The organism is Oerskovia sp. 140933, from assembly GCF_059651515.1.
On sequence record NZ_JAMXIO010000008.1, the window covers coordinates 46,693 to 72,768 of the forward strand.

Genomic DNA, 26,076 nt, shown 5'->3' on the forward strand with positions numbered 1-26,076 from the left:
ACGGGTTCAGTACCCGAAGACCTGCACCCAGGTGGTGCCCGCGCGCCCCAGACCCATGGTCGTGAAGTCGCAGTTGAGGATGTTCGCTCGGTGGCCCTCGGAGCTCATCCAGGCGTCGACGACGCCCTGCACGCTCTGCTGCCCGGCGGCGATGTTCTCGCCACCGGGGCTGGCGTAGCCCTGGGCGAGGACACGATCGCCGAACGTGCGACCGTCGAGGCTCGTGTGGCTGAAGTACCCCTGGGCCACCATGTCCTGCGCGTGCAGGGTCGCGGCGCGCACGAGCTGGTCGTCGGCGCGCAGCGCGGGGCAGCCTGCGGTCGCGCGGTGCGCGTTGACGAGCGCGAGGGCGGCGGTGGTGTCACCCGGGTCCGTCGTGTCCCCGGTGCCTCCCGTGCCCGACGGCGTCTCTCCCCCGGCCGGTCCGGTCGCCCCCTCGGCGGGGGTCGGGTCGGCGAGCAGGGCGGCTCGGGTAGCGGGGCCCGCGACCCCGTCGGGTTCGAGGCCCTGCTCGGTCTGGAAGGTGCGCAGGGCGCGGTCCGTGCCGGGGCCGAACTCGCCGTCTGCCAGCACCGTCGCCCCGTGGACCTGGAGGCGTTCCTGGATCTCCTGGACCTCGGGGCCGGTCGCTCCCTGCTGCGGCGGACCGGCGGGCGCGGACTCCTCGAGAGCGGGTTCGGGCTCCGGGGTAGCGTCGGTCGGCGCCTCCGGGGTCGCAGCGATGGGGTCCTCGGCGGCCGGTCCGGCGGGCTGCGGCTCGACCTCCTGGGTCGAGCGGCCAGCGACGGCGGCGTCCTCACCTGCCGCGGCTGCGGTCAACGGGGCGCGTCCGTCGGTGCTCCGGCTGGCGCGGTCCTCCCCGCGGCCCAGTGCGGCGTCCCAGCGAGCCCCGAGAGGCTCGAGCCCTCGGCCCTCCCCGCCGATCTCCTGCGTAGCCGGGACCACGAGGAGCCCGCCGACGAGCCCGAGGGTCACGGCCGCGACCTGGGGCAGGACACGAGGGCCGCGCGCCGACGTCTGCGCGGGGCGCGTCGGGCGGGCCCGACGGACGGCCTCTGCGCGACGCTGCGACCGGGACGGCGACGAGGCCGCCTGCTCGGCGAGCCGGCGCGCGGCGCGGGTCTGAGGAAGGTGATCGGGTGCGGGGAACTCCGACTGCACGAGCGACCTTCCGTCGGTGGAACCTGGGCTGATTGCCCAGTATGCCCTTTCCGCACCGGATAGAACCAGACACCTGGTACGACGACCGAGGAGCACGCCCGCGGGCGGGCCCGTCAGGGCGCCACGGGCTCACGCTGGGGCTGGGTCCGAGGCAGGGGCTCGCCCTGCGCGCTCGCGCTCCGACCGCGAGGGGTCAGGGGCGAGGTCCCGACGAGCGCCGTGCCGACAGCAGCGGTGACCACCAGACCGAGGGTGGCGACGTTCCACCACCCGGCCCCCTGGTAGAGCAGGGCCCGGCCGCCGTCGGCGAGGAACCGCAGCGGGTTCCAGGGGTACACGAGCTCCTGCCAGAAGGCCGGCAGGAACTCGAAGGGCAGGTCCGCGGTCCCCAGGCCGAGCACGAGCATCAGGACGGGGACGACCATGCCCGCCGCCCCGAACCAGTTGACCGACCCGATCACGAGCGTCATGAGGGCGAACGACGAGATCGCGAGGAACACCGCCGCGTCGCCCACCGGCAGTCCGACGTCGGGCGCCATGACGGACAGGATCCACGACGCGAGCCCCCCGATCATCACTGCCGCTGCCGCCGCGACGGCGAGCTGAGTCACGACCGTCGCCCCTCGACGCTCCGCCCCGAGGGGGAAGGTCGATCGGATGACGATCCCGGTCGCGTAGGACGAGATGTAGGCCAGGATCATGAAGACCATGGGCAGGAAGCTGGCCAGGAGTCCCAACGAGTCGGGCACCTCGTCATGGAAGACGGTCTCCACCGGTACGTCGCTGCCTGCGGCCAGCGCGGGCAGCGACCCCGAGAGCTGGCTCGCGACCATCGGGTTCTTCCCCTCGTTGATCACGAGACGCAGGGCGCTCACCTGGCCCGCGCCCTGCTGAGCCGCCACCTGGGAAGCCGTGAAATCCGCAGGGACGACGAGGGCCGCGTAGACGTCGCCGTCCGCGAGCGCGTCGTCGAGCTCGGCCTGCGAGTCCAGGGCGATCCAGCGGACCAGGCCGTCAGCGTCGTCCTCCTGGACCGTGGCGGCCACCTGCTCGCCCGCGCTCACCCGGCCTGCCGCGGTCTCGATCCCCTGGTCCAGATCGACCGCGGCGATCGGCAGGTCCCGCGGGTCCATCGACACCATGGGTGCCATGAGCAGCGCCCCTGCGCCGAGCGCGACCAGCAGGACCACGAAGGGCCTGATCCATCGAGACATCTCTACCCGCTTCCGTCAACATACGATACGTACCGTATCCAATGCCTACGGTAGGCTCGACCACGAAGAAACGCAACGTACCCAGGAGGACGTGGTGGCAGAGTCCGTGAAGACGCCCGCCTGGGCACCTCCGACACGTCGAGGCGGCGAGGAGCTCGACGAGGCGATCCGCGAGGCCGTCCGCGACGAGCTCGCCGAGCGTGGCTACGCCGGCCTGACGTTCGAGGGCGTCGCCCGCAGGGCACGGACGTCCAAGCCCGTGATCTACCGCCGCTACCCCTCCCGCGCACTCATGGTGGTCGATGCCTGGATCCGCCACGCACCGGCCGACCTGCCGACCCGGACCACCGGGAGTCTTCGCGAGGACCTGCTCGCCCTCGGTCGCGCGATCGTGGGCAGGTTCGAGCGGATCGGGCTCGACACCCTGCGAGGGCTCATGGCCGAGGTCGACGAGGACTTCCTCCCGCACCTCGACCAGACAGCCACGGCCTCCGCGCAGGAGATCCTGGGCACGGTGATCGACGCCGCGCGGCAACGTGGCGAGATCGGGCCGGAGCCCCTGCCCCCCCGCGTCCTGCAGATCCCCCTGGTCCTCGTCCGCCACGAGCTGCTCTTCCAGGGGCACATCGACGAGGCCGCCCTCACCGACATGGTCGACACCGTGTGCCTGCCGCTGCTGACCGCGGGCCGCGGAGGCTGAGAGGCCGGGCGCCCGAGCTCAGCGCCCCGGCTCGCCCGGGTACGCACGCTCGCCCGAGCACGCAAGGAGGCCCGGCCCCTTCCGGGACCGAGCCTCCGGCACACGGGGCGCGCGGCGCCGTCGGGCCCGGGACACCCCCGGCCCGACGGCGGCCCTCACCTCACGACGCGGGTCACTGCTGGACGGTCAGCTCCAGGCCCTCGCCCTCGCTCTGCGAGCGGTCGACGACGATCGTGTCGCCGTCCGCGACCTCGCCCGCGAGGAGCTTGCGCGCCAGGCGGTCGCCGATCTCGCGCTGCACGAGGCGGCGCAGCGGACGCGCCCCGTACGCCGGGTCGAACCCTTCGAGCGCGAGCCACTCGCGCGCCGCGGGCGTGACGTCGAGCGTCAGGCGACGGTCTGCGAGCCGCTCCCCGAGCTTGTCGACCGCGATGTCCACGATCTTGCCCAGCTCGTCGAGGTTGAGCGGGTCGAAGATCACGACGTCGTCGAGCCGGTTGATGAACTCGGGCTTGAAGCTGGCCCGCACGGCGCCCATGACGGCCTCGCGCTTCGCGGCGTCGTCGAGCATGGGGTCCACGAGGAACTGCGAGCCCAGGTTCGACGTCAGCACCAGGATGACGTTGCGCAGGTCGACCGTGCGGCCCTGACCGTCGGTCAGGCGACCGTCGTCGAGGACCTGCAGCAGGATGTCGAAGACCTCCGGGTGCGCCTTCTCGACCTCGTCGAGCAGCACGACCGAGTACGGCCTGCGCCGCACGGCCTCGGTGAGCTGGCCGCCCTCCTCGTAGCCGACGTACCCCGGAGGGGCCCCGACCAGGCGCGCGACGCTGTGCTTCTCGCTGTACTCCGACATGTCGATGCGCACCATGGCGCGCTCGTCGTCGAACAGGAAGTCCGCGAGCGCCTTGGCGAGCTCGGTCTTGCCGACGCCGGTGGGACCGAGGAACAGGAACGAGCCTGTGGGGCGGTCGGGGTCCGCGACGCCCGCACGGGAACGTCGTACGGCGTCCGAGACCGCCGCGACGGCCGCCTTCTGCCCGATCAGCCGCTTGCCGATGACCTCCTCCATGTGCAGGAGCTTCTCCGACTCGCCCTGCAGCATGCGGCCCGCGGGGATGCCGGTCCACGCGGACACGACCTCCGCGATCTCGTCGGCGCCGACCTTGTCGGCGATCATGGGCGCCTGCTCGGCGAGCGCGGCGTCGTCGGCGCTCGCCTCGGCCTGCTCGGCCTCCTGGAGCTGCTCCTGGAGCTGCGGGATCTCGCCGTACTGGATGCGGCCCGCGGTCTCGAGGTCGCCCTCACGGATGGCGCGCTCGACCTGGACGCGCAGCTCGTCGAGCCGGGCGCGCAGGTCGCCGACGCGGTTGTGCCCCGCCTTCTCGGCGTCCCAGCGCGCGGTCAGCGCGGACAGCTCCTCGCGACGGTCGGCGAGGTCGGCCCGCAGCTTCTCGAGGCGCTCGCGCGACGCGGGGTCGTCGGACTCGGAGAGCACGACCTCCTCCATCTCGAGGCGCGTCACGGCACGCTGGAGCTCGTCGATCTCGATGGGCGAGGAGTCGAGCTCCATGCGCAGGCGCGACGCGGCCTCGTCGACCAGGTCGATCGCCTTGTCGGGGAGCTGGCGGCCCGTGATGTAGCGGTCGGACAGCGCGGCCGCGGCCACGAGCGCCGAGTCCGCGATCGTCACCTTGTGGTGCGCCTCGTAGCGCTCCTTGAGCCCGCGCAGGATCGCGACCGTGTCCTCGACCGAGGGCTCGCCCACGAAGACCTGCTGGAAGCGGCGCTCGAGGGCGGGGTCCTTCTCGATGTGCTCGCGGTACTCGTCGAGGGTCGTCGCACCGACCAGGCGCAGCTCGCCGCGGGCCAGCATGGGCTTGAGCATGTTGCCCGCGTCCATGGCGCCCTCGCCGCCCGCGCCCGCACCGACCACGGTGTGGAGCTCGTCGATGAACGTCACGACCTCGCCGTCGGAGGACTTGATCTCCTCCAGGACGGCCTTGAGGCGCTCCTCGAACTCGCCGCGGTACTTGGCACCCGCGACCATGGCCGCGAGGTCGAGCGAGATGAGCTTCTTGCCCTTGAGGGAGTCGGGGACGTCGCCCGCGACGATGCGCTGGGCCAGGCCCTCGACGACGGCCGTCTTGCCGACGCCGGGCTCGCCGATCAGGACCGGGTTGTTCTTGGTGCGGCGCGAGAGGACCTGCACGACGCGGCGGATCTCCGAGTCGCGCCCGATCACGGGGTCGAGCTTGCCCTCGGCCGCAGCCGCGGTGAGGTCCTGGCCGTACTGCTCGAGCGCCTTGTAGGTGCCCTCGGGGTTGGGGCTCGTGACGCGGCCCGAGCCGCGGACCGCGGGCAGCGCGGAGCGCAGCGCGTCGGCCGTGGCCCCGGCGTCGCCGAGGATCTGCGCGGCGGTCGAGGAGCCGGCGGCGATCCCGATGAGCAGGTGCTCGGTCGAGACGTACTCGTCCCCCATGCCCTGGGCCTCCTTCGAGGCCAGGTCGAGCGCGGCGGAGGTCGCGCGCGAGGCCGTCGGCTGGGCGACGGCAGAGCCGCTCGCGGTGGGCAGCGCGACGAGCGCCGCACGCACCCGCTGGCCGATGGCCTGGGCGTTCGCGCCCACGGCCTCGAGGAGCCCGACGGCGACGCCGCCCTCCTGCGTGAGGAGCGCGGCGAGGAGGTGGACGGGTTCGAGCTGGGGGTTGCCCGCGGCCGAGGCGGTCTGGATCGCCTCGCCGATGGCTTGCTGGGACATGGTGGTGAACTTGGTGTCCATGGGGTCTCCGGTACTTCAAGGGTCTGGGTCTACCTGAACAACACTGGGCTGACTTGAGCCTATTCCACTCAACTCTGTCCGTCATGTCACGATGCGCCCCGCCGTCGGGGTGTCGCGGGGCCGCAGGGCGCTGAGGACGCGACGTCTCGGACCTCCTGCCACCATCGCACCGGACCCCTCGGACCGCACCCCGGCGCGGCGGGGGCCGCGCGCCGTCACGACGGCTCGACGTCCGGGCCGTGCTCGCCCTGACAGGCCCGCACGCGCGGTGGACAATGGCGGCACCGCGGCACCGCCCGAGTCCGCGACCGAGAGGCAGCACCCATGACGCACGGCTGGCAGCAGGACGTCCTCGGACCCGACTGGGTCGCCCGCACGCTCGACCTCCCCGGCGGGGACACGGCGACCCTCGTCCGCAAGGCCGTCGCCCCCCTGCCCGACGGCGCCGCACCCGCAGGTGCACGGCCCACCTCCGCGGCGCCCACGCCGGGCCAGGCACCGGCCACCCGCTCCCCGACGAGCCCGGCCACCGGCGCGGTGCCCGCCGAGGGCGAGCGCCGCCGTCGGGCCGTGCTGTACGTCCACGGGTTCGTGGACTACTTCTTCCAGACGCACCTCGCCGACGCGTTCGAGGAGCACGGCTACACCTTCTACGCGATCGACCTGCGCGGCTACGGCCGCTCGCTCGCGCACTGGACCGAGGCCGGCAAGGACCCCAACATGGTCACCGACCTGAGCCTGCACGCCCAGGACCTCGACGCCGCGGCCGCCGTCGTCCGCGACGAGGGGCACGACGAGCTCGTGGTCCTCGGCCACTCGACGGGCGGCCTCATCGCGAGCCTGTGGACCAACGCGCGGCCCGGGAAGGTCACGGCCCTCGTCCTCAACAGCCCGTGGTTCGACCTCAACTCGTCCTGGTTCGACCGCGTGGTCTCCACGCGGGTGATCGACGTCGTCGGGCGGTTCGCCCCCCGGCTCGTGGTCGGCTCGCTCGACGAGGCGTACGGGCGGGCCCTGCACACCGGGACGGGCGGTGAGTGGACCTACGAGCTCGGCTGGAAGCCGCACGAGGGCTTCCCCGTCCGGGCCGGCTGGCTGCGCAAGATCCGGCGCGGCCACGCGCAGGTCGCGCGCGGGCTGCACGTGCAGTGCCCCGTCCTCGTCCTGACCTCGACACGGTCCGGCCCGAACAAGGGGCACCACCCCGAGATCCTCACGACCGACAGCGTCCTGGACGTCCAGCACATCAAGGACCGCGCCCCGCGGCTGGGCGACGACGTGACGCTCGTCGAGATCGAGGGCGGCGCCCACGACCTCGTCCTGTCCCCCGAGCCGGCGCGCAGCGCGTTCCTCGACGAGGTGTTCACCTGGCTCGACGAGCGGCTGCCCGGCTGAGGCCGCCGTCAGGGGCTCGGGTCGCCCGGCACCAGGGACGGCTCGCTCGCGGGTGACACCGAGACGACCGCACCGACGATCACGGCCGCCGACGTCGCGCGGCGCTCCAGGGCGTCGATGCGCTCGGCGACCAGGTGCTCGTCGTCGTCCCCGACGAGGTCGACGCTCGCGACCAGGTAGAGCGACCGCGGCCCCACGTACTCCAGGCGCAGGTACGTGACCCGGTCGACCTCGGGGTCCGCGAGCAGCTCGCGCAGCACCGCGTCCCGCGTCGCGGCCCCCGCGGTCTCCCCGACGAGGAAGCGACGGTTGCGGTCGATCAGGACCCACGAGATGACCCCGAGGATCAGCCCCACGACGATCGACCCGATCGCGTCCGGCACGGGCGAGCCCGTGACCTGGTGCAGCAGGATGCCGACGAACGCCACCACGAGTCCCATGAGGGCCGCGGCGTCCTCCGCGAACACGGCCCGCAGCGTCGGGTCGGACGTGACCAGGACGTGCTGGAGCAGGTCCTGCTCGGCCCGCTCCGCCTCCTTGCGGGCCTGCCGGTGCGCCTGCAGGAACGAGATCCCCTCGAGGACGAACGCCACGCCCAGCACGGCGTACGCGATCCCGAAGTCCTCGGCCGGCTCCGGGTGGACGAGCTCCTGGATGCCGTGCGTGACCGAGACCCCCGCCCCCACCGCGAACAGCCCGAGCGCCGCGAACATCGACCAGACGTAGGCCTCGCGCCCGAACCCCAGGGGGTGCTCGTGGTCCGCGGGCTTGCGCGAGCGCTTGTTCGCGAGCAGGAGGAACACCTCGTTGCCCGTGTCGGCCCACGAGTGCACGGCCTCGGCCACCATCGACGCCGAGCCCGTCAGCACCGCCGCGGCCGACTTGGCGACCGCGATGAGGAGGTTGGCGCCGAACGCGACGACCACCGTGAGCGTGCTCTCCGCGTGCTCCTCGGTCTTCACGACGCGTGGGCTGTCGGCCACGGGCTGCGTGGGGGGAGACGAGGTCATGTAGCGGGTCTACCACCGGACCTCGCGCGGCGCGCGGGGACGGTCGGCGCCCACGGCGGGCGTCACCCCCGCTGTGCGGGCCCGCCCCCGTCGTCGGCCGCGCGCGCCGTCGCCTCGCGGTCCGCGTCGTCCTTCTCGCGGTCCGCCTCGTCCTTCTCGCGGTCGGCGGCCTCCTGGTCCGCGGTGAGGTCGTCGAGGACCAGCAGGTCGGGTCGGACCTTCCCGGTCCGGTAGCCCGCCCGGCCGACCATGTGCGCCGCGACGGGCGACGTCATGAGCTGGAAGATCACGACGAGGACGAGCATGCCCACGGCGGACCAGCTCCGCAGCCGCAGCGCGAGCGCGACCAGGACGAGGATCAGGCCCAGCACCTGGGGCTTGGTCGCGGCGTGCATGCGCGCGAGCAGGTCGGGGAACCGGACGACGCCCACGCCCGCGGCGAACGCGAGGAACGCCCCGCACAGCAGGAAGATCGCGGCGACGACGTCGGCCACCAGGGTCCAGCTCATGAGCGTGCCTCCTCGGGTCCGGTCGAGCCGTCGACCTCGGGGGCCGCGGCGTCCTCGGCCTCGTGGAGCTCGTCGGGCTCGTGCCCGGCGCCGTGCTCCGGGTCGATGCCCTTCGCGTGCTCGGCCTCCTCCGCCGCGATCCGTTCGGCCTCCTCGGCCGCGATCTCCTCGCGGGTCCGGATGCGCCCCTCGCCCTCGGGCTCGACCGAGGCGAACCGGGCGATGGTCACGGACCCGACGAAGCCGACGAGGGAGAGGACGACCAGGATGGGGATGGTCTCGGTGCGTCGCGACCAGGCGGCCTCGAGCGCGATGGTGCCGACGAGCGTCGTGGTGAAGACGTCGAGCGCGATGGTGCGGTCGAGCATCGACGGGCCCTTCTCGGCCCGGACGACGGCGAGCGTCGCGGCCGAGGCGAGGAGCACGGCGCAGATCAGGACGACGACGATCATCGCGGCCCCTCCCCTCGATCGGTCGGTCGGTCGGTCGGGCCGGTCGCCCCGTCGGTCCCGGGCGTCGTGCCGGTGCGGCCCCCCGTGCCCGACGGCGTCACGCCCGCGGGCTCGGGAGCCTCGCCCGGGTGGTCGTACAGGCCGGCGGCCTTGAGCTCGTCGTTCGACGCGAACGCGCGCAGCACCCGGGCCTCGAGGTCGAGCGTGTCCTGACGGATCTTGTCGGCTCCGCCCGCGGCGTCGAGGTCGAGCACGTGCAGGTAGACCATGCCCGTCAGGCGGTGCGCCTCGATGACGAGCGACCCGGGCACGAGCGAGCTGAGCTCGGACGTGATGGTCATGTAGATGTCCGAGGGGTTGCGCAGGCGCACGCCGACCACGGCCCCGTGCGGGGTGTGCCGGAACCGGAAGGCCTGGATGCTGACCTGGAACGACGCGACCACGAGGTCGGCGACGAACCGGGAGACCAGGACGAGCAGCGGCCAGGGGCGGACCGTGCCGCTCGTCGCGATGGACGGCAGGGGCATGAACGTGATGAGCAGGCTCGCGAGCAGGACGCCCGCGATGACGTTGCCCCAGGAGAGGTCGCCCCACAGCATGACCCACACGACGGTCAGCCAGACGACGGTGCGCCACTGCGCGGTCAGGCGGCCGAACCAGCCGCCCGACAGCCGGCCTCTACGAGGGTGCAGGCTCATGACTCCCCACCTTCCTGCTCCTCCTCGACGAGGTCGTTCGAGACCCCCTGGCCACGACCGGAGTCACCGGGGAAGACCGCGTCGACGTACGTCTGGGGCTGCATGAGGTTCCCGGCGGCGCGTTCCGCGTAGGAGTAGAGCGGGCCTGCGGCGAACGTGAGGGCCAGTCCGAACGCGACGAGCGCCGTCGTCGGTCCGACCATGCCGCGCGGGGTGCTCGCGGCCGGGAGCTCGACCGGCGCGGTCTGCCAGAAGGCCTTGTTCCACGCCTTGACGATCGCGTACAGCGTCAGGAGCGAGGTCACGACGCTGCCCACGACGAGCGCCCACGTGAGCGGAGTGCCCTGGGCGACGCCCTCCTGGAGCAGCCCGACCTTGCCGAGGAAGCCCGACAGGGGCGGGATCCCCGCGAGGTTCATCGCGGGGATGAAGAACAGGATCGCGAGGCCGGGGGCGATCTTCGCGAGGCCGCCCAGCTTGTCGAGCGACGTCGACCCGCCGCGGCGCTCGATGAGCCCGACCACGAGGAACAGCGTCGTCTGGACCGTGATGTGGTGCACGACGTAGAAGATCGACGCCGCCATCCCGGCCTCGGACGCCATCGAGATGCCGAAGATCATGTACCCGATGTGGCTCACGAGCGTGAACGACAGGAGACGTTTGATGTCGTTCTGCGCCACGGCGCCCAGGATCCCGATCACCATGGTGAGCAGCGCGAGCCACATGAGGACCGTGTCGAGCCGGTTGTCGGGGAACAGGAGCGTCTGCGTGCGGATGATCGCGTAGACGCCGACCTTGGTCAGCAAGCCTGCGAACACGGCCGTGACGGGCGCGGGGGCGGTCGGGTAGGAGTCGGGGAGCCAGGCCGAGAGCGGGAAGATCGCGGCCTTGATCCCGAACGCGAGCAGCAGCAGGAGCTGGAGCGTCATCCGGACGCCGGGGTCGACGTCGGGCAGGCGCTCGGCGAGCTGGGCCAGGTTGACGGTGCCCGTCGCGGCGTAGGTGAGCGCGATCGCGACGAGGAAGATCACGGACGACAGCAGCGCGACGACCACGTAGATGGACCCGGCCCGGATGCGTTCGCCCGTCCCGCCGAGGGTCAGCAGGACGTACGAGGCCGCGAGCAGGATCTCGAAGCCCACGTACAGGTTGAACAGGTCGCCCGAGAGGAACGCGTTCGCGACGCCCGCGGCCAGGACCAGGTACGTCGGGTGGTAGATCGAGACGGGGGCCTTGTCGTGCCCGTCCGCGACGCCCTGCCCGAGCGAGTAGAGCAGGACGCACAGCAGCACGAAGCTCGACACCGTGAGCATGAGCGCCGAGAGCCTGTCCGCGACCAGGTCGATCCCGACCGGCGCGGCCCACTCCCCGACGTCGACCACGATGGGGCCGTTGTCCGCCCCGACGAGCAGGCCGATGGAGGCCGCGAGCACCAGGGACAGCGCGGCGACCGAGATGATGTGCTGGGCGCGCTGGTGGCGCCACAGCGCGAGCGCGAGACCGGCCGCGAACAGCGGCAGGACCACGGGCAGGGGGACGAGGGTCGCGAACCCGTAGGTGAGGTTCATCGCTCCTCACCTCCCGGGGTGCCGGCACTGCCCGACGGCGGCGCGTCCTTCTCGCCCGGACGCTCGCCGCGGGTGTCGGTCGCCCCGTCCCCGTCGCCGTCGGTCTCGTCGTAGACCTGCGAGGCCTCGTCGTCCAGGGTCTCTCCGCTCTCCTCGGTGTCGGAGTCCTCGAAGGCCGGGGCGTTGCGCGCCGCGTGGCGCGCGACCCGCCGGTCCTCGAGGTCGTCCTGCACCTCGTCGTGACCGTGCAGCTGCCAGGACCGGTAGGCCATGGCGAGCACGAAGGCCGTGAGGCCCAGGGTGATGACGATGGCGGTCAGCACCATCGCCTGGACGAGCGGGTCGCTCATCTGGTCGGTGGGTGTCGTGCCGATGAGGGGCGCGCCACCGGCGCGCCCTCCGGCCACGAGGAACATGAGGTTCGCGCCGTTGCCGATGAGGATGAACCCGATCAGCACGCGGGTCAGGCTGCGCTCGAGGAGCAGGTAGACGCCGGTCGCGAACAGCACGCCGATCGCGAACACGAGCACGAGGCTCGGGGTCATGTCGATGCTGTCGGTGGTCCGCGCCACGTCGGCGGGGTCGACGTCGGCGGCCCGCACGAGCAGGGGGGCGAGCAGGTGGTTCGTCGAGCTCATCGTCGCCCCCCTCCGATCTGGTCGGGTTCCATCGCTTCCATGGGCCCTGCGTCCTCCCGCGCCGAGGCCTCGGCCTGGCGGTCGATCTCCGCCCCGAGCGTGCGCAGGATGTCCAGCACCAGGCCCACGACCACGAGGAACACCCCGAGGTCGAAGAACAGCGACGTGACCAGGTGGACCGTGCCGACGAGCGGCAGGCTGATGTCGATCGCGGTGCTCAGCAGGACGCTCTTGCCCATGAACAGGCCGATCAGGCCGACGCCGACGGACAGGAAGAGCCCGGTCCCGAGCAGCAGGCCCGGGTGGACGGGCGCGGCCTCACCGAGCTCGTACCGCCCGCCGGCCAGGTACCGCACGATGAGCGCGACGCCCACGACGAGCCCGGCCGCGAACCCGCCGCCCGGTGCGTTGTGCCCCGAGAAGAGCAGGAAGATCGCGAACACGATCATCGAGTGGAAGAGCACGCGGGTGACGACCTCGAAGATGACCGAGCGTCGCTGCGGGGCGAGGGTCCGCCCTGCGCTCAGCCACACGAGCATGCGCGGCTGCTTGCCGGCCTCGGCCTCCTTGTCGACCCCGCGACGGCGCAGGGCCGCCCCCGGGTCGTCCTCGTTGGCCCAGATGCCCGGCGTGGCCGCGCCGGAGGACGTCGCGTCGCGCTCGCGCAGGATCTCGCCGCTGCGGGTCCGCAGGAACACGAGCGACGCGACGCCGGTCGCCGCGACCAGCAGGACGGAGATCTCGCCCATGGTGTCCCACGCGCGGATGTCGACGAGGGTCACGTTGACGATGTTCTTGCCGTAGCCGTGGATGTACGCCTCGGCCGGGAAGTCGAGCGAGATGGGGCTCGCGACCCGCGCGAGCGGGACCGTGAGGGCGAAGCCCATCATGACGACGCCCACCGCGACCCCGAGCCCCAGTCGCACCCACCGCGACGCGGCGAGCGGCCGGTTGGAGAAGTACGGAGGGAGGCGGCGCAGCACGAGCACCATGACGACGAGCGTGATGGTCTCGACGAGCACCTGGGTCAGCGCCAGGTCGGGGGCGCCGTGCAGCAGGAACAGCATCGCGTTGCCGTAGCCCGCGATGCCCACGAGGATCACGGCCTTGAGGCGGCGACGCGACCGGGCGGCGAGGATCGAGGCGACGCAGATCGCGGCCACGGCAGCGAGCTGGGCGGGCCGGTCCCAGGCCTTGACCTGCTCGGGCCACTGCCCGCCGACGAGCATCAGGAGACCCGGCCCGGCGACCAGGACGACCAGGATCGCGCCCAGGTAGAACGGCAGCGAACCACGCTGGGTGACCGCGGTGACGTCGGCCGCCAGGTCGTCGAGCCGGCGCATGATCCGCCGGTAGGTGCGGTCCGCCTCCGGGCCGGTCCACAGGGAGGCCTGGAACCGCTCCACGGCGTTGCGCTGCCAGAAGAGCAGGGCACCGACCCCGAGGATCAGCACGGTCAGGCCGAGCGCCGGGGTGAGCCCGGCCCACAGGACCAGGTGGCCCGGCTCCCCCACCGGGTAGGTGTCGGCGTAGGGCGCGAGGAGGTCCTCGCCGAAGTGCGGGACGAGGGCCGCCGCGAGGCCGAGCAGCGCGAGCACCAGGGCGGGCCCCACGAGGAGCAGGGGCTGCCGGTGGATGCGCGCCGGGTCGATCGGGGCGTCGTCGGGCAGGGGCGCCACCTGCTTGGCGGGCTCCTCACCGGTCGCGCCCTTGCCCGCCCGGGCCTTGGCCGCCGCGTCGGTGTGCACGTGCTCGTTGGCCCGCGCGAGGGCGGCCGCGACGTGCTTCTTGGTCGCGAACGCCCCCCAGAAGAAGCGGATGCCGTAGGCGACCGTGAACATCGAGCCGACGACCACGCCGATCAGCACCACGGCGTCGACCCAGCCCGGCCCCTCGCCGTGCAGGAGCGCCTCGAGGGCCGCCTCCTTGGCGACGTACCCGGCGAGCGGGGGCAGGCCGATCATGGACGCGGTCGCGAGACCTCCGGCGAGGGCCGTGAGCGGCAGCGCGCGCCCGACGCCCGTCAGCCGGCGCAGGTCGCGCGTGCCCGTCGCGGCGTCGACCACACCGACGACCAGGAAGAGCGAGGCCTTGAACATGGCGTGCGCGCCGATCATCGCGAGGCCCGCGAGCGCGGCCGACCGCGTCCCGAGGCCCACGAGCAGGATGATGAGCCCGAGCTGGCTCACGGTGCCGAACGCGAGGACGAGCTTGAGGTCGTGCTGGCGCAGCGCCCGGTACCCACCCACGAGCAGCGTGCCGACACCCAGGACGATGACGATCGTGCGCCACACCGTGGTGTCGGAGTAGGCGGGGGCGAACCGGGCCACGAGGTAGACCCCGGCCTTGACCATGGCCGCGGCGTGCAGGTAGGCGCTCACCGGGGTCGGCGCGGCCATGGCGGCGGGCAGCCAGAAGTGCAGCGGGATCAGGGCCGACTTGCTCGCGGCGCCCGCGAGGATGCAGACGATCGCGGCGGTCACGGCCCCGCCGGTCGGAGGCTCCGCGATGATCTCCGAGAGGCGGAACGTCCCGCCCTGGACCCCCAGGATCACGACGCCCACGAGCATCGCGAGCCCGCCCGCCGTCGTGACGACGATGGCCTGCATCGCGGCTCGTCGGCTCGCCTTGCGGTCCGCGTAGTGCCCGATCAGCAGGTAGGAGAAGACGGTCGTGAGCTCCCAGAAGACGAACAGGAGCAGCATGTCGTCGGCCGTGACGAGCCCGACCATGGCGCCCGCGAACGCCGTCAGGACGGCGCCGAAGCGCCCGAGCCCGGACGCCGTGGGCGAGAAGTAGGCCGAGCAGTACACGAGGACCAGCGCCCCGACGCCGCCGACGAGCAGCAGCATGAGCCACGACAGCGTGTCCATGCGGAAGGCCAGCTCGAGCCCGAGCCCGGGCACCCACTGGGTGACCTCGGTCGGGTGCGCGCCGTCCATGACGCGGGTGGTCCAGCTGAGGGCGTAGACAGCGGCGGAGGCGGGCGCGAGGGCCATCACCAAGAACGCCTTGCGGCCGAGCACAGACACGAGTGCGGGCGCGCCGAGTGCCATTGCCAGATGCGCAACGAGCAGATAGAGCACGTCCGCTCCGTCCTGGTCGGGGGCGGGTGGGCGAGTACGTGAACCCGGGCGCGCTGCCAGGACCGCTCCGACCGGCACGACGGCGCGCAGGCGAAGGAGGGCCCCGTGACACACCGGGTCCGGTAGGTATTTTACCGTTCAACGAGGCCTGCGAGACCACGCGACGCCCCGCGGACCGGTGTGTGATGTCACAGGTTCAGCGGGAATGCACCGAGAGGCCACGGATCGGCCACCGGTCGACGCGAGCCGGGCCCACGGGCCCGGCCTAGGAGGGGACGTCCTCGAGCGGGCGGTCCCGCCAGGCCCCGAGCCCGTCGAGCGAGCCGTCGCCCAGGCGGTGGACGAGCGCCTCGACGTACCGGACCTCGGCCTGGAGCAGGGCGAGCTCGTACTCGGTCTCGGCCGTGAACGGGGCCGGGTCGGCCTCGGTCCGGCGTTCCAGGTCCTCCTCGATCCGCAGAGCGGCGACCCGCAGCGCCACGAGACGGGCGCGCAGGAGGGGCGCGGCGTCGTCGGGCCGCAGGACCTGCATGAAGCTGAGCGCCGCCATGAACTGCGGGTACTCCTTGACCGGGGTGCCCAGGAGGCAGCGCATCCAGTCGTCGACCTCGGCGCGCCCGTCGGCCGTCAGCCGGTAGACGGTGCGCTGCGGACGGTTGCCGTCCTGCTCGGTGCCTGCGGTCTCGATGAGCCCGTCGCGCACCAGGGCCGTGATGACCGAGTACAGCGAGCCGTAGTTGAGTCGTACCGACTCGTCCTTGCGGCCCTCCTTGAGCACCCGGGCGATCTCGTAGGGGTGCATGGGCCGGTCGCCGAGCTGTGCGAGGACCGCGAGCGCCAACGGGTTGCCCCGGCGGCGGGCCGTGGCTGCCCCGCCGTCCGCTGCGCCCTTCGGCATGCCCACCTCGCCCTGTTCATCCCGTTCCCGCCCGGACGGTCGAGAGTATGCGGGGCACCGGTGAGAGCGCAACCAACTCCTAGACGTCCTGCGGGTCCACCAGGAAGTCGGCCTCGTCGGCGATCTCGCCGCCCACCGCCGCGTACAGCGCACGGGTCACGGTCGCGACGAGCTCGGCCGCACGCTTGCGCGCGATCTTCAGCTCGAACGACGGCGACTCCGACTGCGCCTCGACGAGGTCCCGCGGCTCCCAGCGCACGCGGTACGCGACCGCGCCCGCCGACGCCCACGGCAGGTTGCGCAGCAGAAGCGGCAGCTGCTCCTCGCCACCCACCTCGACCGCCACGAGCCCGTCGACGCCCATGTCGACCATGAGGCCGTACCCGTCGAGGACCTTGCCGCTCGTCAGGGCGGCGATGTCGATGTCGTCCGCCTGCGCGTGCAGCGCACGCCGCAGCTCCGGGTCCAGGGTCTCTCCCCGGTACAGCGGCAGCTCGCCGATACCCTTGGGCGGCCCCTGGTACGGGCTGCCCTCGGTCGCGAGCACCACGCGCGGGTGCACCGCGCCGACCACTGCCAGCGCGGCCTGGGGGTCGAGCCACACGTCCGAGAACACCGACATGTCCACCGTGGCCCCCGGGTCCGGGGTCAGCACCACGGCCGGCGCGGCGGGGTTCGCGGCGTCGACCCGGATCGAGCCGCCCAGCCGTCGCGCGACCTCGACGAGCCACGCGATCACACGCTCCTCCTCGCGCGTCGGGAGCCCCGCCGGGAAGGCGCGGCCCACGCCGTCGCGGTCGCCACCACCGGGGATCGGGACGTCGCCCCGCTCACGCGGGCACACGACGTCGAACACCTGGGCGGTCCCCGGCGGCAGGCCGGGGTTGACCCCGTCGGCCGACCACGGCGAGTACGGGCCGGTCAGCGTCGTGTGCCGCGAGGTGCGCAGCACTCCCGGTTCGCCCGGCTTGCCCGTGCGGGGAGCGGGGGTCAGGGGGTCCGTGCCCGACGGCGCCACGTCCCACCGCGCACCGGCGAACCTGGACAGCGCGAGGGTCTCGACCTCGTCGACCTCGACGTCCTCCGGCAGCGCGAGCAGGTGCCGCGCCTGGTGACCCTGCGCCGAGGACGCGGGGAACGGCTGGAGGGTCGAGCTGGACGGGTGCGACACGGTGAAGTCAGCCTCTCTGCGGTGAGAACGTCCGATCTGGCGGGCTCGCGCGAGCCGGCTGGGGATCACACGTCGGTTCGGTGGAAGTTCTGCCAGGAGCGCGAGGCCGTCGGGCCTCGCTGACCCTGGTACCGAGAACCATAGATCGACGAGCCGTACGGGTGCTCCGAGGCCGACGACAGCCGGAAGAAGCACAGCTGACCGATCTTCATGCCGGGCCACAGCGTGATGGGGAGCGTCGCGACGTTGCTCAGCTCGAGGGTCACGTGGCCGGAGAACCCGGGGTCGATGAACCCTGCCGTCGAGTGCGTGAGGAGCCCCAGGCGCCCCAGGCTCGACTTGCCCTCGAGGCGGGCCGCGACGTCGTCGGGCAGGGAGACCTGCTCGAACGTCGCCCCCAGGACGAACTCGCCCGGGTGCAGGATGAACGGCTCGCCGGGCTCGACCTCGACCAGCCGCGTCAGGTCCGGCTGGTCGGTCGACGGGTCGATGAACGGGTACTTGTGGTTGTCGAACAACCGGAAGAACTTGTCGAGCCGCACGTCGATGCTCGACGGCTGGAGCATCGCGGGGTCGTAGGGGTCCAGGCGGACCCGCTGGGCGTCGATCTCGGCAGTGATGTCGCGGTCGGAGAGGAGCACGGGGGCAACGGTACTCGCGACGCGAGGACCGACGGACCGGACGCCCGTGGTCGCCTGACCCGGGTGCCGAACCCGAGGTTCGTCGGGCAACTCGGTGCGGTTGCCCGACCGACCTCGGGTTCGGCGCCCGCGGGTACGCGCACCGTCAGCTGCGCAGCGGGCGTCCCGTCGAGTCGACCGCGTACTGGCCGCCCTTGGACGTCAGGTAGAGGATGCCCTCGACGAGGCCCCAGATGGCGACGGCCCAGCCCAGCATCCCGAACGACAGCACCGAGATGAGCAGCATCGTCACCCCGACGCCCGTGTACCCGAGGTAGAACCGGTGGATGCCGAACATGCCCAGGAAGATGCCGAGCAGGCCCGCGGCGAGCCGCGACTTCGCGTTCGGGTCCTCGTAGTAGCCGGGCTGCTGCGCACCGTACGCGCCGTACGGCTGCTGGTAGCCCTGCTGGTAGGGCTGCTGCGGGGCGCCGTACCCGTACCCCGGCTGCGCGTACGGGTCCGGGGCGCCGTAGGCAGGCTGCTGCTGCTCGCCGTACGCGGGCTGGGGCTGGGCGTAGGGGTCCGACGAGCCGTAGGCCGGCTGCTGCTGGGCGTAGGGGTCCGCACCGTACGCGGGTCCACCGTACGGCGCCGCGTTGTCACCGTAGGCAGGCGCCGCGGGCTGCTGCGGCGCTCCCCCGTACTGGCCGTACGGGTCCGCTCCAGCCGCAGGATCGGTGGGCTGCTGCTGGTACGGGTTCTCGGACAAGACGCCTCCTCAGGCACTGCGCGGACACCGGATGCTGGCATCGTGGCCCGACTTGGGTATGATCGTGGACGCACGCCGGTTCCTCACCGGCTCGCACCGGCCGGAGACGGCCCTGCGAGCTGCAGGTTCCACGTCACGCGGATGTAGTTCAATGGTAGAACTTCAGCTTCCCAAGCTGATAGCGCGGGTTCGATTCCCGTCATCCGCTCCACGACGAGAGGCCCCGCACCTGATGGTGCGGGGCCTCTCGCGTCGACAGCCCGGCGCGCGCGTCCACGGCGCGGAGCGGCGACGAGCGACGACGAGCCGGCGACGACGCCGGGGCGCCCCGGCGTCACCTCATGGCTCGTCGCGCGACCTCGCCCGCACGGCCGCGCTCACGAGACCCGCGGCGACCGCGAGCCCGCCGAGCACGACGACGAGGAGCGGCGACTGCGGGCCGTCGTCGCCGGTGAGGGCGGCGATCCCTCCGCCCACTGCCCAGACGGCGCCGATCACGACCAAGGCGAACGAGCTCCAGTACCGACGAAACACGAGTCCTCCTACCCGTCCAGGACGCAGCGAGCCGTGCGCACCGTGCGAGCATGCCACGGCCCCGGCGCCGAATCGGGCATATACCCCTGAATCGCCGCGAGGTTCGCCGATCCCGTCCACGCACTCCGCAGATGCGGCCCTATAGTCTTCCTCATGCCGCACTATCGGATCAGGGAAGCTGCCGACCTGCTCGGCGTCAGCGACGACACCGTCCGCCGCTGGGTCGACGCCGGCGAGCTCGACGCCACGCTCGACGACTCGGGCCGCAAGGTCGTCGACGGAGCCCGGCTCGCCGCCTACGCCGTCCGCACCGCCCAGGCGACCCCCGACCCCTCGGGCGTCGCCCGCTCGGCCCGGAACAGGTTCGTCGGGATCGTCACCGGCGTCGTCAGCGACACCGTCATGTCCCAGGTCGAGATGCTGTGCGGCGGGCAACGCGTCGTCTCCCTCATGAGCACGGAGGCCGTCCGAGAGCTGGGCCTCGAGCCGGGCAGCCTCGCCGTCGCCGTCGTCAAGGCCACCACCGTGATCGTCGAGACGCCGGGAGGCCTCGCATGAACCGCTCCGCCCGTCCTGCCCGCGCGAGCACCCCACGCCGCGGCCGACCCGCCCGGCGTGCGCTCGCCGTGGCGACCACCGCCCTGCTGACGGCCGCCCTCGCGGCGTGCGCGGCGCCGTCGGGCACCCCGGACGCGAGCCCGCCCGGCCCGACCGCTCCCGTCGAGGAGCAGACCCTCACCGTGCTCGCCGCCGCGTCGCTGCGCGACGTGTTCGCGGACCTCGCGCAGGAGTTCGAGGCCGAGCACGACGGCGTGACCGTCGCCCTGTCGTTCGCCGGGTCGGCCGACCTCGCCGACCAGCTCCTCGCCGGGAGCCCCGGCGACGTGCTCGCCTCGGCCGACACCACGAACATGGACCGCGTCGTCGAGGGCGGCGACGCGGCCGACCCCGTGGTCTTCGCGACCAACACCCTCACGGTCGTCGTGCCCCCGGGGAACCCGGGTGGTGTGACGTCGTTCGCGGACCTCGCGCGCGAGGACCTCAAGGTCGTCGTGTGCGCGGCCGAGGTGCCCTGCGGGTCCGCGACCGCGAAGGTCGAGGCCGCCGCCGGCACCACGGTCCACCGCGTGAGCGAGGAGGCCAGCGTGACCGATGTCCTCGCCAAGGTCACGGCCGGGGAGGCCGACGCCGGCCTCGTCTACGTGACCGACGCGACCCTCGCGGGCGACGACGTCGAGGTCGTCGACGTCCCCGAGACGACGACCGTCGTCAACCAGTACCCGATCGCCGTCACGACGGGGGCGGCCGACGCCGCGCTGGCGCAGGAGTGGGTCGCCCTCGTGACCGGACCCGTCGGCCAGGACGCGCTCGCGAAGGCGGGCTTCGGGGCACCGTGAGGCCAGGACGCGGGAGCAGGGCCGTTCTCGGGTCGAGCCGTGCCCGGGGTCGCCTCCCCCGGACGCCCCGGGCGGCCCTCTGATGCGCGGCCTCCCCCGCTGGGTCCTCGTCCCCGCGACGCTCGGCGCGCTGTTCGTCGTCGTGCCCGTGGTCGCGATGGTCGCGCGCCTCGACGTGTCCGGGGGCCTCGGCGGGATCTGGGACCTCCTCACCTCGCCCACCGCGACCGACGCCCTGTGGCTCTCGGTGCGGACGTCGTCCGTCGCGACCGTGTGCTGCGTCCTGCTGGGCGCGCCCATGGCGCTGGTCCTCGCGCGGACCACGTTCCCCGGGCAGCGCGTCGCCCGTGCGCTCGTGCTGCTGCCGCTCGTGCTGCCGCCCGTCGTGGGTGGCATCGCGCTGCTCCACACGTTCGGGCGGCGCGGGCTGATCGGCCAGCACCTGTCCGTGCTGGGGGTCGAGGTCGCGTTCACGACCACCGCGGTGGTCATGGCGCAGACGTTCGTCGCGCTGCCGTTCCTCGTGCTGAGCCTCGAGGGCTCGCTGCGGACGCACGACGCCCGCTTCGAGGAGGTCGCCGCGACGCTCGGCGCCTCCCCCACGACCGTCCTGCGCCGCGTGACGCTCCCGCTCGTCCTGCCCGGGCTCGTGTCCGGGTCCGTGCTCGCGTTCGCCCGCGCCCTCGGGGAGTTCGGCGCGACCATCACGTTCGCCGGGTCGCTCCAGGGCGTCACGCAGACGCTGCCGCTCGAGATCTACCTCCAGCGCAGCGCCGACCCCGACGCAGCGGTCGCACTGTCCCTCCTGCTCGTGGTCGTGGCGCTCGTCGTGACGGCCGCGGTCCACGGCGGCCCGTTCGGGCGGGAGGAGCGCGGCGGACCGGCCCGGCCCGCCAGCCCGGCCCGGCCCGCCGGCCCGGCCCGCGAGCAACCCGTCGGCCCCGCGAGCGCCGGACGCGTCCGCGCGCCCTCCGGCCCGACGACGCCGGACCCGGGTCCGTCCGTCCCGGCGCCCGGGTCCGCCCTCCCCGGCGCACCGGTGCACGTGCGGGTGCGGCTCGCGGAGCGCGGCGTCGACGTCGACCTCTCCGTCCGGCCCGGCGAGGTCGTGGCGGTCCTCGGGCCCAACGGTGCGGGCAAGTCGACGCTCCTCCAGGCCCTCACGGGACTGCTCCCGCACCGCCGGTCCACCCGTGCCGAGGGGCCCCTGCCCGACGAGCTGCGCGTCACGATCGACGGCACGGTCCTCACCGACACCCTGCACGGGGTCGCCGTCCCACCGCGCAGGCGCGGGGTCGGGTGGCTGACGCAGCGGCCGCTGCTGTTCGGGCACCTGGACGCGGTGGACAACGTCGCGTTCGGGCTCCGTGCCCGGGGGGCGCCCAGGCACCGGGCCAGGGCCGCGGCCCGCGAGCTGCTCGACGCCCTCGCCGCAGGCGACCTCGCCGCGCGGCGGCCCCACGAGATGTCGGGCGGTCAGGCGCAGCGCGTCTCGATCGTGCGCGCCCTCGCGACCGACCCCCGCGTCCTGCTGCTCGACGAGCCGTTGGCCTCGCTCGACGTCGGGGTCGCGCAGCAGGTGCGCCGGGCCCTGCACGACGCCCAGCGCGCCCACCCCCGCACGACCCTCCTGGTGACGCACGACCTGCTCGACGTCCTGCTGCTCGCCGACCGGGCGGTCGTCCTGGACGCGGGGCGGGTCGTCGAGGACGGACCGGCGCGCGAGGTCCTGACGCGTCCTCGGTCACGGTTCGCCGCCCGCCTCGCGGGCATCAACCTGCTCGCCGGGACCGCGACCGACGACGGCGGGCTGCGGCTCGGCGGGCACGACGGACCGGACGGCGGCGCGGGCAGCGCCGGGGCGACCGGGGGCCCCGGCACGGCCACCCTCACGGGCACCGCCGCACAGGTCGTCGCGGGCGTCGTCGCCGACGAGGCGGGCCTCGTCCCGGGGGACCCGGCGGTCGCGATGTTCGAGCCGCGCGCGGTCGCGGTCCACCGGGACGCGCCGTCGGGCAGCCCGCGCAACGCGTTCGCGGTGACGATCACGTCGCTCGAGCCGCACGGCCAGCTCTTCCGGGCCTGGGGGAAGGTGACGGGGCCCCGCGAGGTGCGCGACGCCGTCGGGCACCTCGCGGCGGACCTGACGGCGCGGTCCGTCGCGGACCTGCGCCTGGCCCCGGGCGAGAGGGCGTGGTTCGCGGTCAAGGCGGCCGAGGTGGAGATCTACGGCACCCGCTGAGCCGCCGCGACCGACTCCGCGAGGCTCCCCGTGACCGGGACGTCGGCCAGGAGGAACGCCTGGCCGACGTGGTAGACGTCGGGCTTGCCGTCCCACACGTCCGACGACGGGCGGTTGCGGGCGTCGAGCTCGTGACGCCACGACCCGCGCTCGGCGTCGACCAGGTGCGACCTGGCCCAGGCCCACCAGTCGTCCGCGAGCCGCGCGTACCGGGGCTCGCCGGTCACCCGGGCGAGGACCTCGGCGGCCGCGACGGCCTCGGTGGCCACCCAGTGGAAGCGTCGCCGCTCGACGGGCCGGCCGGACCAGTCGACCGTGTAGACGAACCCGCCCTCGACCGGGTCCCAGCCGTCCGCGAGTGCGCGGTCGAACAGCCGTCGCGCGGCGTCCAGCCGCGCGTCGGCGGCCCCGGCGCCCACGGCGGCCTGCGCCGCGTCGAGCTGGACCAGCAGGCGGGACCACTCGAACCCGTGCCCGGGCGTCGACCCGAAGGGCTTGAACGGGTCGTCGGGCCGCTCGGCGTTGAGGTCGGGCAGCGGACGCCACGTCTCGTCGAAGTGCTCGACGACGCGCCACTCCCGCTCGGCCGCCCAGCCGACGACGCGGTCCGCGATCGCGCTCGCGCGCTCGAGCCACCGCGGGTCGCCCGTGGCCGAGTGCGCCGCGAGCAGCGCCTCGACTCCGTGCATGTTCGCGTTCGCGCCCCGGTAGGGCGCGCACGTGGTCCAGGCGCGGTCCCACTCGTCCCGCAGCATGCCCTGGTCGGCGTCCCAGAACCTCTGGTCCAGGACGCGCAGCGCGTCGTCGAGGAGCTCGCGCGCACCGGGCCTGCCCGCGACCGTGGCGCTCGACGCCGCCAGGACCACGAACGCGTGCGCGTACGCGCTCTTGGTGGCGTCGACCGCCTCGCCCGGCCCGCGCGACGCGAACCAGCCGCCGTCCACGGGATCGGCCAGCGCGGTGCGCAACCCGTCGAGGGCCCGGTCCGCGAGCAGGTCCGTCCCGGGCAGCCCCAGCAGCGCACCGAGCGCGAACATGTGCGCCATGCGCGCCGTGATCCACGTGTGCACGGGCCTGCGCAGGTCGGGGGCGCCGTCGTCGTCGAGCCAGCGCGCCCCGCCGTCGGGCCCGATCGAGGCCTCCGCGAAGGCGAGCAGCCTGCGGAGCTCGCCGCGGCGCCACGCCGCCCCGTCTCCCGAGCGCGCGGGATGGTCGTCGGTCGTCATGCTTCCCCGTTCGTCGTCGGTGTCCACAGATCTTCCCCGCCCGGGCGCGTGCAGGGCGAACGCCCGACGGCGTCGCCCGCCTCCCGTGGCCGCGTGCCGCCGCGTCGTGCCCGCCTCACCCCTTGACCGACCCGGACATGAGCCCGCCCATGAAGTACTTGCCGAGCAGGATGTACACCACGAGGGTCGGGAGCGACGCGAACAGCGCGCCCGCCATCGAGACCCCGTAGTTCTGCAGCAGGGCGCCGTTCGCGAGGTTGTTGAGCGCGAGCGTGACCGGGCCGTTCTGGCTCGAGGAGAAGAACACCGCGAACAGGAAGTCGTTCCACGCCGAGGTGAACTGCCAGATCAGCACGACCACGAAGCTCGGGATCGAGATCGGCAGCACGATGGACCAGTACGTGCGCAGCATGCCCGCGCCGTCGACCCGCGCCGCCTCGATGAGCTCGTTCGGGACCGTCTGGTAGTAGTTGCGGAAGATCAGGGTCGTGATCGGCAGGCCGTAGATCACGTGCAGGACGATCAGCGTCGGGATGCCGCTCGGCAGGTTGAGGCTCAGGACGAGCTGGTTGAGCGGGATGATCACCGCCTGGTACGGGATGAACATTCCGAACAGGATGAGCGTGAAGACGAGGTTCGCGCCGCGGAACCGCCAGCGCGAGAGCACGAACCCGTTGAGCGAGCCGAGGAACGCCGAGATGAGCGCCGCCGGGACGACCATCTGGAGCGTGCGGCCGATCGCCGGCGCCAGCGCCGTCCACGCCGCCTGCCAGTTCTCGGTCGTCCACACCTGCGGCAGGTTCCACGCGCGGGTCGGCGCCGCGTCCCCCGGTCCCTTGAAGCTCGTGACGAACAGGACGTACACCGGCACGAGCACGATCAGCACGAAGAGGATCAGGAGCGCGTAGCGCAGCGTGCGGGCCACGGAGAACCGCTCGACGGGCTTCTTCTTGCGGCGGCCCGCCGCGCCGGCGCCGGGCCCGGAACCCGAGCCGGGGGACGCTCCGGGGACGGGCGCCTCGACGGGGCTGGTCACGGCGGTCATCGGATCTTCTCCTTGCGGTTCAGGGAGATCAGGTAGGGCACGATCACGAACGCGACGATGACGAGCAGGATCGCGCCCACGGCGGCGGCGTTCGCGTAGTCGAAGCTCGACTTGAAGACGTACATGTCGACCGCCGGGACCTTGGTCTGGTAGTTCGACGGCTTCGAGATCGACATGATGAGGTCGAACGCCTTGAGCGACATGTGGCCCACGATGATGAGCGCGGACAGCGCGATCGGCGTGAGCTGCGGGAAGAGCACGTAGCGGTACAGCTTCCACTCGCTCGCGCCGTCGATGCGGGCCGCCTCGCGCAGCTCCTCGGGGATGCCGCGGAACCCTGCGAGGAAGAGCGCCATGACGTAGCCGGAGAGCTGCCAGATCGCGGGGATCGCGATGGCCGCGATGCCGAACGTGATGTTGTTCCACCAGTTGTTCTGCAGCGCGTCCAGGCCGATCATCTGGAACAGCCGGTTGAGGCCGCTCGCCTTCTCGTCCTGGTTCGAGTTGAGGAGCCAGCGCCACACGACGCCCGAGGCGATGAACGAGACCGCCATGGGGAACAGGTAGACGGCGCGGAAGAACCCCTCGCCCTTGAGGGGCTTGTCGAGGAGCCAGGCCCACACGAACCCGACGACCATGGTCCCCACCAGGAAGACCACGGTGTAGATCAGGAGGTTCAGCAACGAGTGCTGGAACTCCGGGCTCGCGAGCAGGTCGAGGTAGTTCTGGAGGCCGACCCGGGACACGGGAGCCTGGCCCGTGGACTGCGCGGCCTTGTGCATGTCCGTGGTCGAGGTCGAGAAGTTGATCGCGATGAGGCCGTAGACGAAGACCCCGACCAGGATCAGGGACGGGGCGACGAGAAGGAGCGGCGGGCCCCATCGTCGGGCGGAGTGGATCACCGGTGATCCTCCAGGGGTGCGGGCACGGCCCGGGGACGCTCGTCCGCACGAGGGTG

At 72.9% G+C, this 26,076-nt stretch carries 23 protein-coding genes, 1 tRNA gene and 1 pseudogene; 7 read left to right on the plus strand and 18 right to left on the minus strand.

The window, feature by feature from the left end:
- Positions 1–6 precede the first annotated feature (6 nt).
- Both NHG27_RS06400 and NHG27_RS06405 read right to left on the minus strand, forming a co-directional pair.
- Positions 7–1,161 (minus strand): CAP domain-containing protein, encoded by a 1,155-nt coding sequence (locus NHG27_RS06400; protein ID WP_497015278.1) that lies wholly within the window; start codon positions 1,159–1,161, stop codon positions 7–9.
- Between the two features lie 113 nt (positions 1,162–1,274).
- The gene (locus tag NHG27_RS06405) at positions 1,275–2,375 is read right to left on the minus strand and encodes an ABC transporter permease (protein ID WP_497015279.1); all 1,101 of its coding nucleotides are present in this window, start codon (positions 2,373–2,375) and stop codon (positions 1,275–1,277) included.
- Positions 2,376–2,469: 94 nt separating this feature from the next.
- Here NHG27_RS06405 and NHG27_RS06410 point away from each other — a divergent pair, with 94 nt between their 5' ends.
- Positions 2,470–3,075 carry a TetR/AcrR family transcriptional regulator gene (locus NHG27_RS06410; protein ID WP_497015281.1) on the plus strand — a complete coding sequence of 202 codons (606 nt, stop codon included), beginning with the start codon at positions 2,470–2,472 and terminating at the stop codon, positions 3,073–3,075.
- Positions 3,076–3,247: 172 nt separating this feature from the next.
- On the opposite strand, the gene clpB is transcribed toward NHG27_RS06410, so the two are convergent.
- Positions 3,248–5,857, minus strand: a complete 2,610-nt coding sequence (gene clpB, locus NHG27_RS06415; protein WP_497015283.1) for an ATP-dependent chaperone ClpB — start codon at positions 5,855–5,857, stop codon at positions 3,248–3,250.
- A 324-nt stretch (positions 5,858–6,181) separates the two neighbouring features.
- Here clpB and NHG27_RS06420 point away from each other — a divergent pair, with 324 nt between their 5' ends.
- Positions 6,182–7,252, plus strand: a complete 1,071-nt coding sequence (locus tag NHG27_RS06420; protein WP_497015284.1) for an alpha/beta hydrolase — start codon at positions 6,182–6,184, stop codon at positions 7,250–7,252.
- An 8-nt stretch (positions 7,253–7,260) separates the two neighbouring features.
- On the opposite strand, the gene NHG27_RS06425 is transcribed toward NHG27_RS06420, so the two are convergent.
- The 11 genes from NHG27_RS06425 to NHG27_RS06475 all read right to left on the minus strand — a co-directional run bounded on the left by NHG27_RS06425 (position 7,261) and on the right by NHG27_RS06475 (position 18,674).
- Positions 7,261–8,262, minus strand: coding sequence for a cation diffusion facilitator family transporter (locus NHG27_RS06425; RefSeq protein WP_193721059.1), 1,002 nt, complete (start codon positions 8,260–8,262; stop codon positions 7,261–7,263).
- Between the two features lie 62 nt (positions 8,263–8,324).
- Positions 8,325–8,771 carry a monovalent cation/H(+) antiporter subunit G gene (mnhG, locus tag NHG27_RS06430; RefSeq protein WP_497015285.1) on the minus strand — a complete coding sequence of 149 codons (447 nt, stop codon included), beginning with the start codon at positions 8,769–8,771 and terminating at the stop codon, positions 8,325–8,327.
- Positions 8,768–9,223 (minus strand): MrpF/PhaF family protein, encoded by a 456-nt coding sequence (locus tag NHG27_RS06435; RefSeq protein ID WP_193721057.1) that lies wholly within the window; start codon positions 9,221–9,223, stop codon positions 8,768–8,770. Before NHG27_RS06435 ends, mnhG begins: the two co-directional genes overlap by 4 nt.
- A complete protein-coding gene (locus tag NHG27_RS06440) occupies positions 9,220–9,921 on the minus strand; it encodes a Na+/H+ antiporter subunit E (protein ID WP_497015288.1) in 702 nt (233 codons plus the stop codon). The genes NHG27_RS06435 and NHG27_RS06440 overlap by 4 nt, the downstream gene beginning before the upstream one ends.
- Positions 9,918–11,489, minus strand: a complete 1,572-nt coding sequence (locus tag NHG27_RS06445) for a Na+/H+ antiporter subunit D (RefSeq protein ID WP_193721055.1) — start codon at positions 11,487–11,489, stop codon at positions 9,918–9,920. Before NHG27_RS06445 ends, NHG27_RS06440 begins: the two co-directional genes overlap by 4 nt.
- Positions 11,486–12,034, minus strand: a complete 549-nt coding sequence (locus NHG27_RS06450) for a Na(+)/H(+) antiporter subunit C (protein WP_497015354.1) — start codon at positions 12,032–12,034, stop codon at positions 11,486–11,488. The genes NHG27_RS06445 and NHG27_RS06450 overlap by 4 nt, the downstream gene beginning before the upstream one ends.
- An 89-nt stretch (positions 12,035–12,123) precedes the next feature.
- A complete protein-coding gene (locus tag NHG27_RS06455) occupies positions 12,124–15,183 on the minus strand; it encodes a Na+/H+ antiporter subunit A (RefSeq protein ID WP_497015290.1) in 3,060 nt (1,019 codons plus the stop codon).
- A 295-nt stretch (positions 15,184–15,478) separates the two neighbouring features.
- On the minus strand, positions 15,479–16,111 hold the full coding sequence (locus NHG27_RS06460) for a PadR family transcriptional regulator (protein WP_193721053.1): 633 nt from the start codon (positions 16,109–16,111) through the stop codon (positions 15,479–15,481).
- 79 nt (positions 16,112–16,190) lie between these two features.
- Positions 16,191–17,282, minus strand: a complete 1,092-nt coding sequence (locus tag NHG27_RS06465; protein ID WP_193721052.1) for a hypothetical protein — start codon at positions 17,280–17,282, stop codon at positions 16,191–16,193.
- Positions 17,283–17,347: 65 nt separating this feature from the next.
- Entirely contained in the window at positions 17,348–17,923 is a 576-nt protein-coding gene (gene dcd, locus NHG27_RS06470; RefSeq protein WP_030151112.1) for a dCTP deaminase, read from the minus strand.
- Between the two features lie 145 nt (positions 17,924–18,068).
- Entirely contained in the window at positions 18,069–18,674 is a 606-nt protein-coding gene (locus tag NHG27_RS06475; protein WP_497015294.1) for a TM2 domain-containing protein, read from the minus strand.
- 137 nt (positions 18,675–18,811) lie between these two features.
- Here NHG27_RS06475 and NHG27_RS06480 point away from each other — a divergent pair.
- A tRNA-Gly gene (locus NHG27_RS06480) sits at positions 18,812–18,885 on the plus strand.
- Between the two features lie 128 nt (positions 18,886–19,013).
- Here NHG27_RS06480 and NHG27_RS06485 read toward each other — a convergent pair.
- Positions 19,014–19,208 carry a hypothetical protein gene (locus NHG27_RS06485; protein WP_193721049.1) on the minus strand — a complete coding sequence of 65 codons (195 nt, stop codon included), beginning with the start codon at positions 19,206–19,208 and terminating at the stop codon, positions 19,014–19,016.
- Between the two features lie 153 nt (positions 19,209–19,361).
- Between NHG27_RS06485 and NHG27_RS06490 the strand changes: the two genes are divergently transcribed.
- From NHG27_RS06490 to NHG27_RS06505, 4 genes and pseudogenes are all read left to right on the plus strand, one after another.
- Complete coding sequence (locus NHG27_RS06490) at positions 19,362–19,766, plus strand: TOBE domain-containing protein (RefSeq protein ID WP_193721048.1); 405 nt, start codon at positions 19,362–19,364, stop codon at positions 19,764–19,766.
- The gene (modA, locus tag NHG27_RS06495) at positions 19,763–20,605 is read left to right on the plus strand and encodes a molybdate ABC transporter substrate-binding protein (RefSeq protein WP_497015299.1); all 843 of its coding nucleotides are present in this window, start codon (positions 19,763–19,765) and stop codon (positions 20,603–20,605) included. The genes NHG27_RS06490 and modA overlap by 4 nt, the downstream gene beginning before the upstream one ends.
- Positions 20,606–20,687: 82 nt before the next feature.
- A pseudogene (locus NHG27_RS06500) lies at positions 20,688–21,518 on the plus strand (ABC transporter permease); the annotation flags it as partial.
- A gap of 138 nt (positions 21,519–21,656) precedes the next feature.
- Positions 21,657–22,847 carry a sulfate/molybdate ABC transporter ATP-binding protein gene (locus NHG27_RS06505; RefSeq protein ID WP_497015357.1) on the plus strand — a complete coding sequence of 397 codons (1,191 nt, stop codon included), beginning with the start codon at positions 21,657–21,659 and terminating at the stop codon, positions 22,845–22,847.
- Here the strand turns inward: NHG27_RS06505 and NHG27_RS06510 are convergent.
- The 3 genes from NHG27_RS06510 to NHG27_RS06520 form a co-directional block, all read right to left on the minus strand.
- Positions 22,832–24,073, minus strand: coding sequence for an AGE family epimerase/isomerase (locus tag NHG27_RS06510; protein ID WP_497015302.1), 1,242 nt, complete (start codon positions 24,071–24,073; stop codon positions 22,832–22,834). The genes NHG27_RS06505 and NHG27_RS06510 overlap by 16 nt on opposite strands.
- Positions 24,074–24,188: 115 nt before the next feature.
- Positions 24,189–25,118 (minus strand): carbohydrate ABC transporter permease, encoded by a 930-nt coding sequence (locus NHG27_RS06515; RefSeq protein ID WP_193721044.1) that lies wholly within the window; start codon positions 25,116–25,118, stop codon positions 24,189–24,191.
- The gene (locus NHG27_RS06520) at positions 25,115–26,020 is read right to left on the minus strand and encodes a carbohydrate ABC transporter permease (RefSeq protein WP_193721043.1); all 906 of its coding nucleotides are present in this window, start codon (positions 26,018–26,020) and stop codon (positions 25,115–25,117) included. Before NHG27_RS06520 ends, NHG27_RS06515 begins: the two co-directional genes overlap by 4 nt.
- Positions 26,021–26,076: the final 56 nt, after the last annotated feature.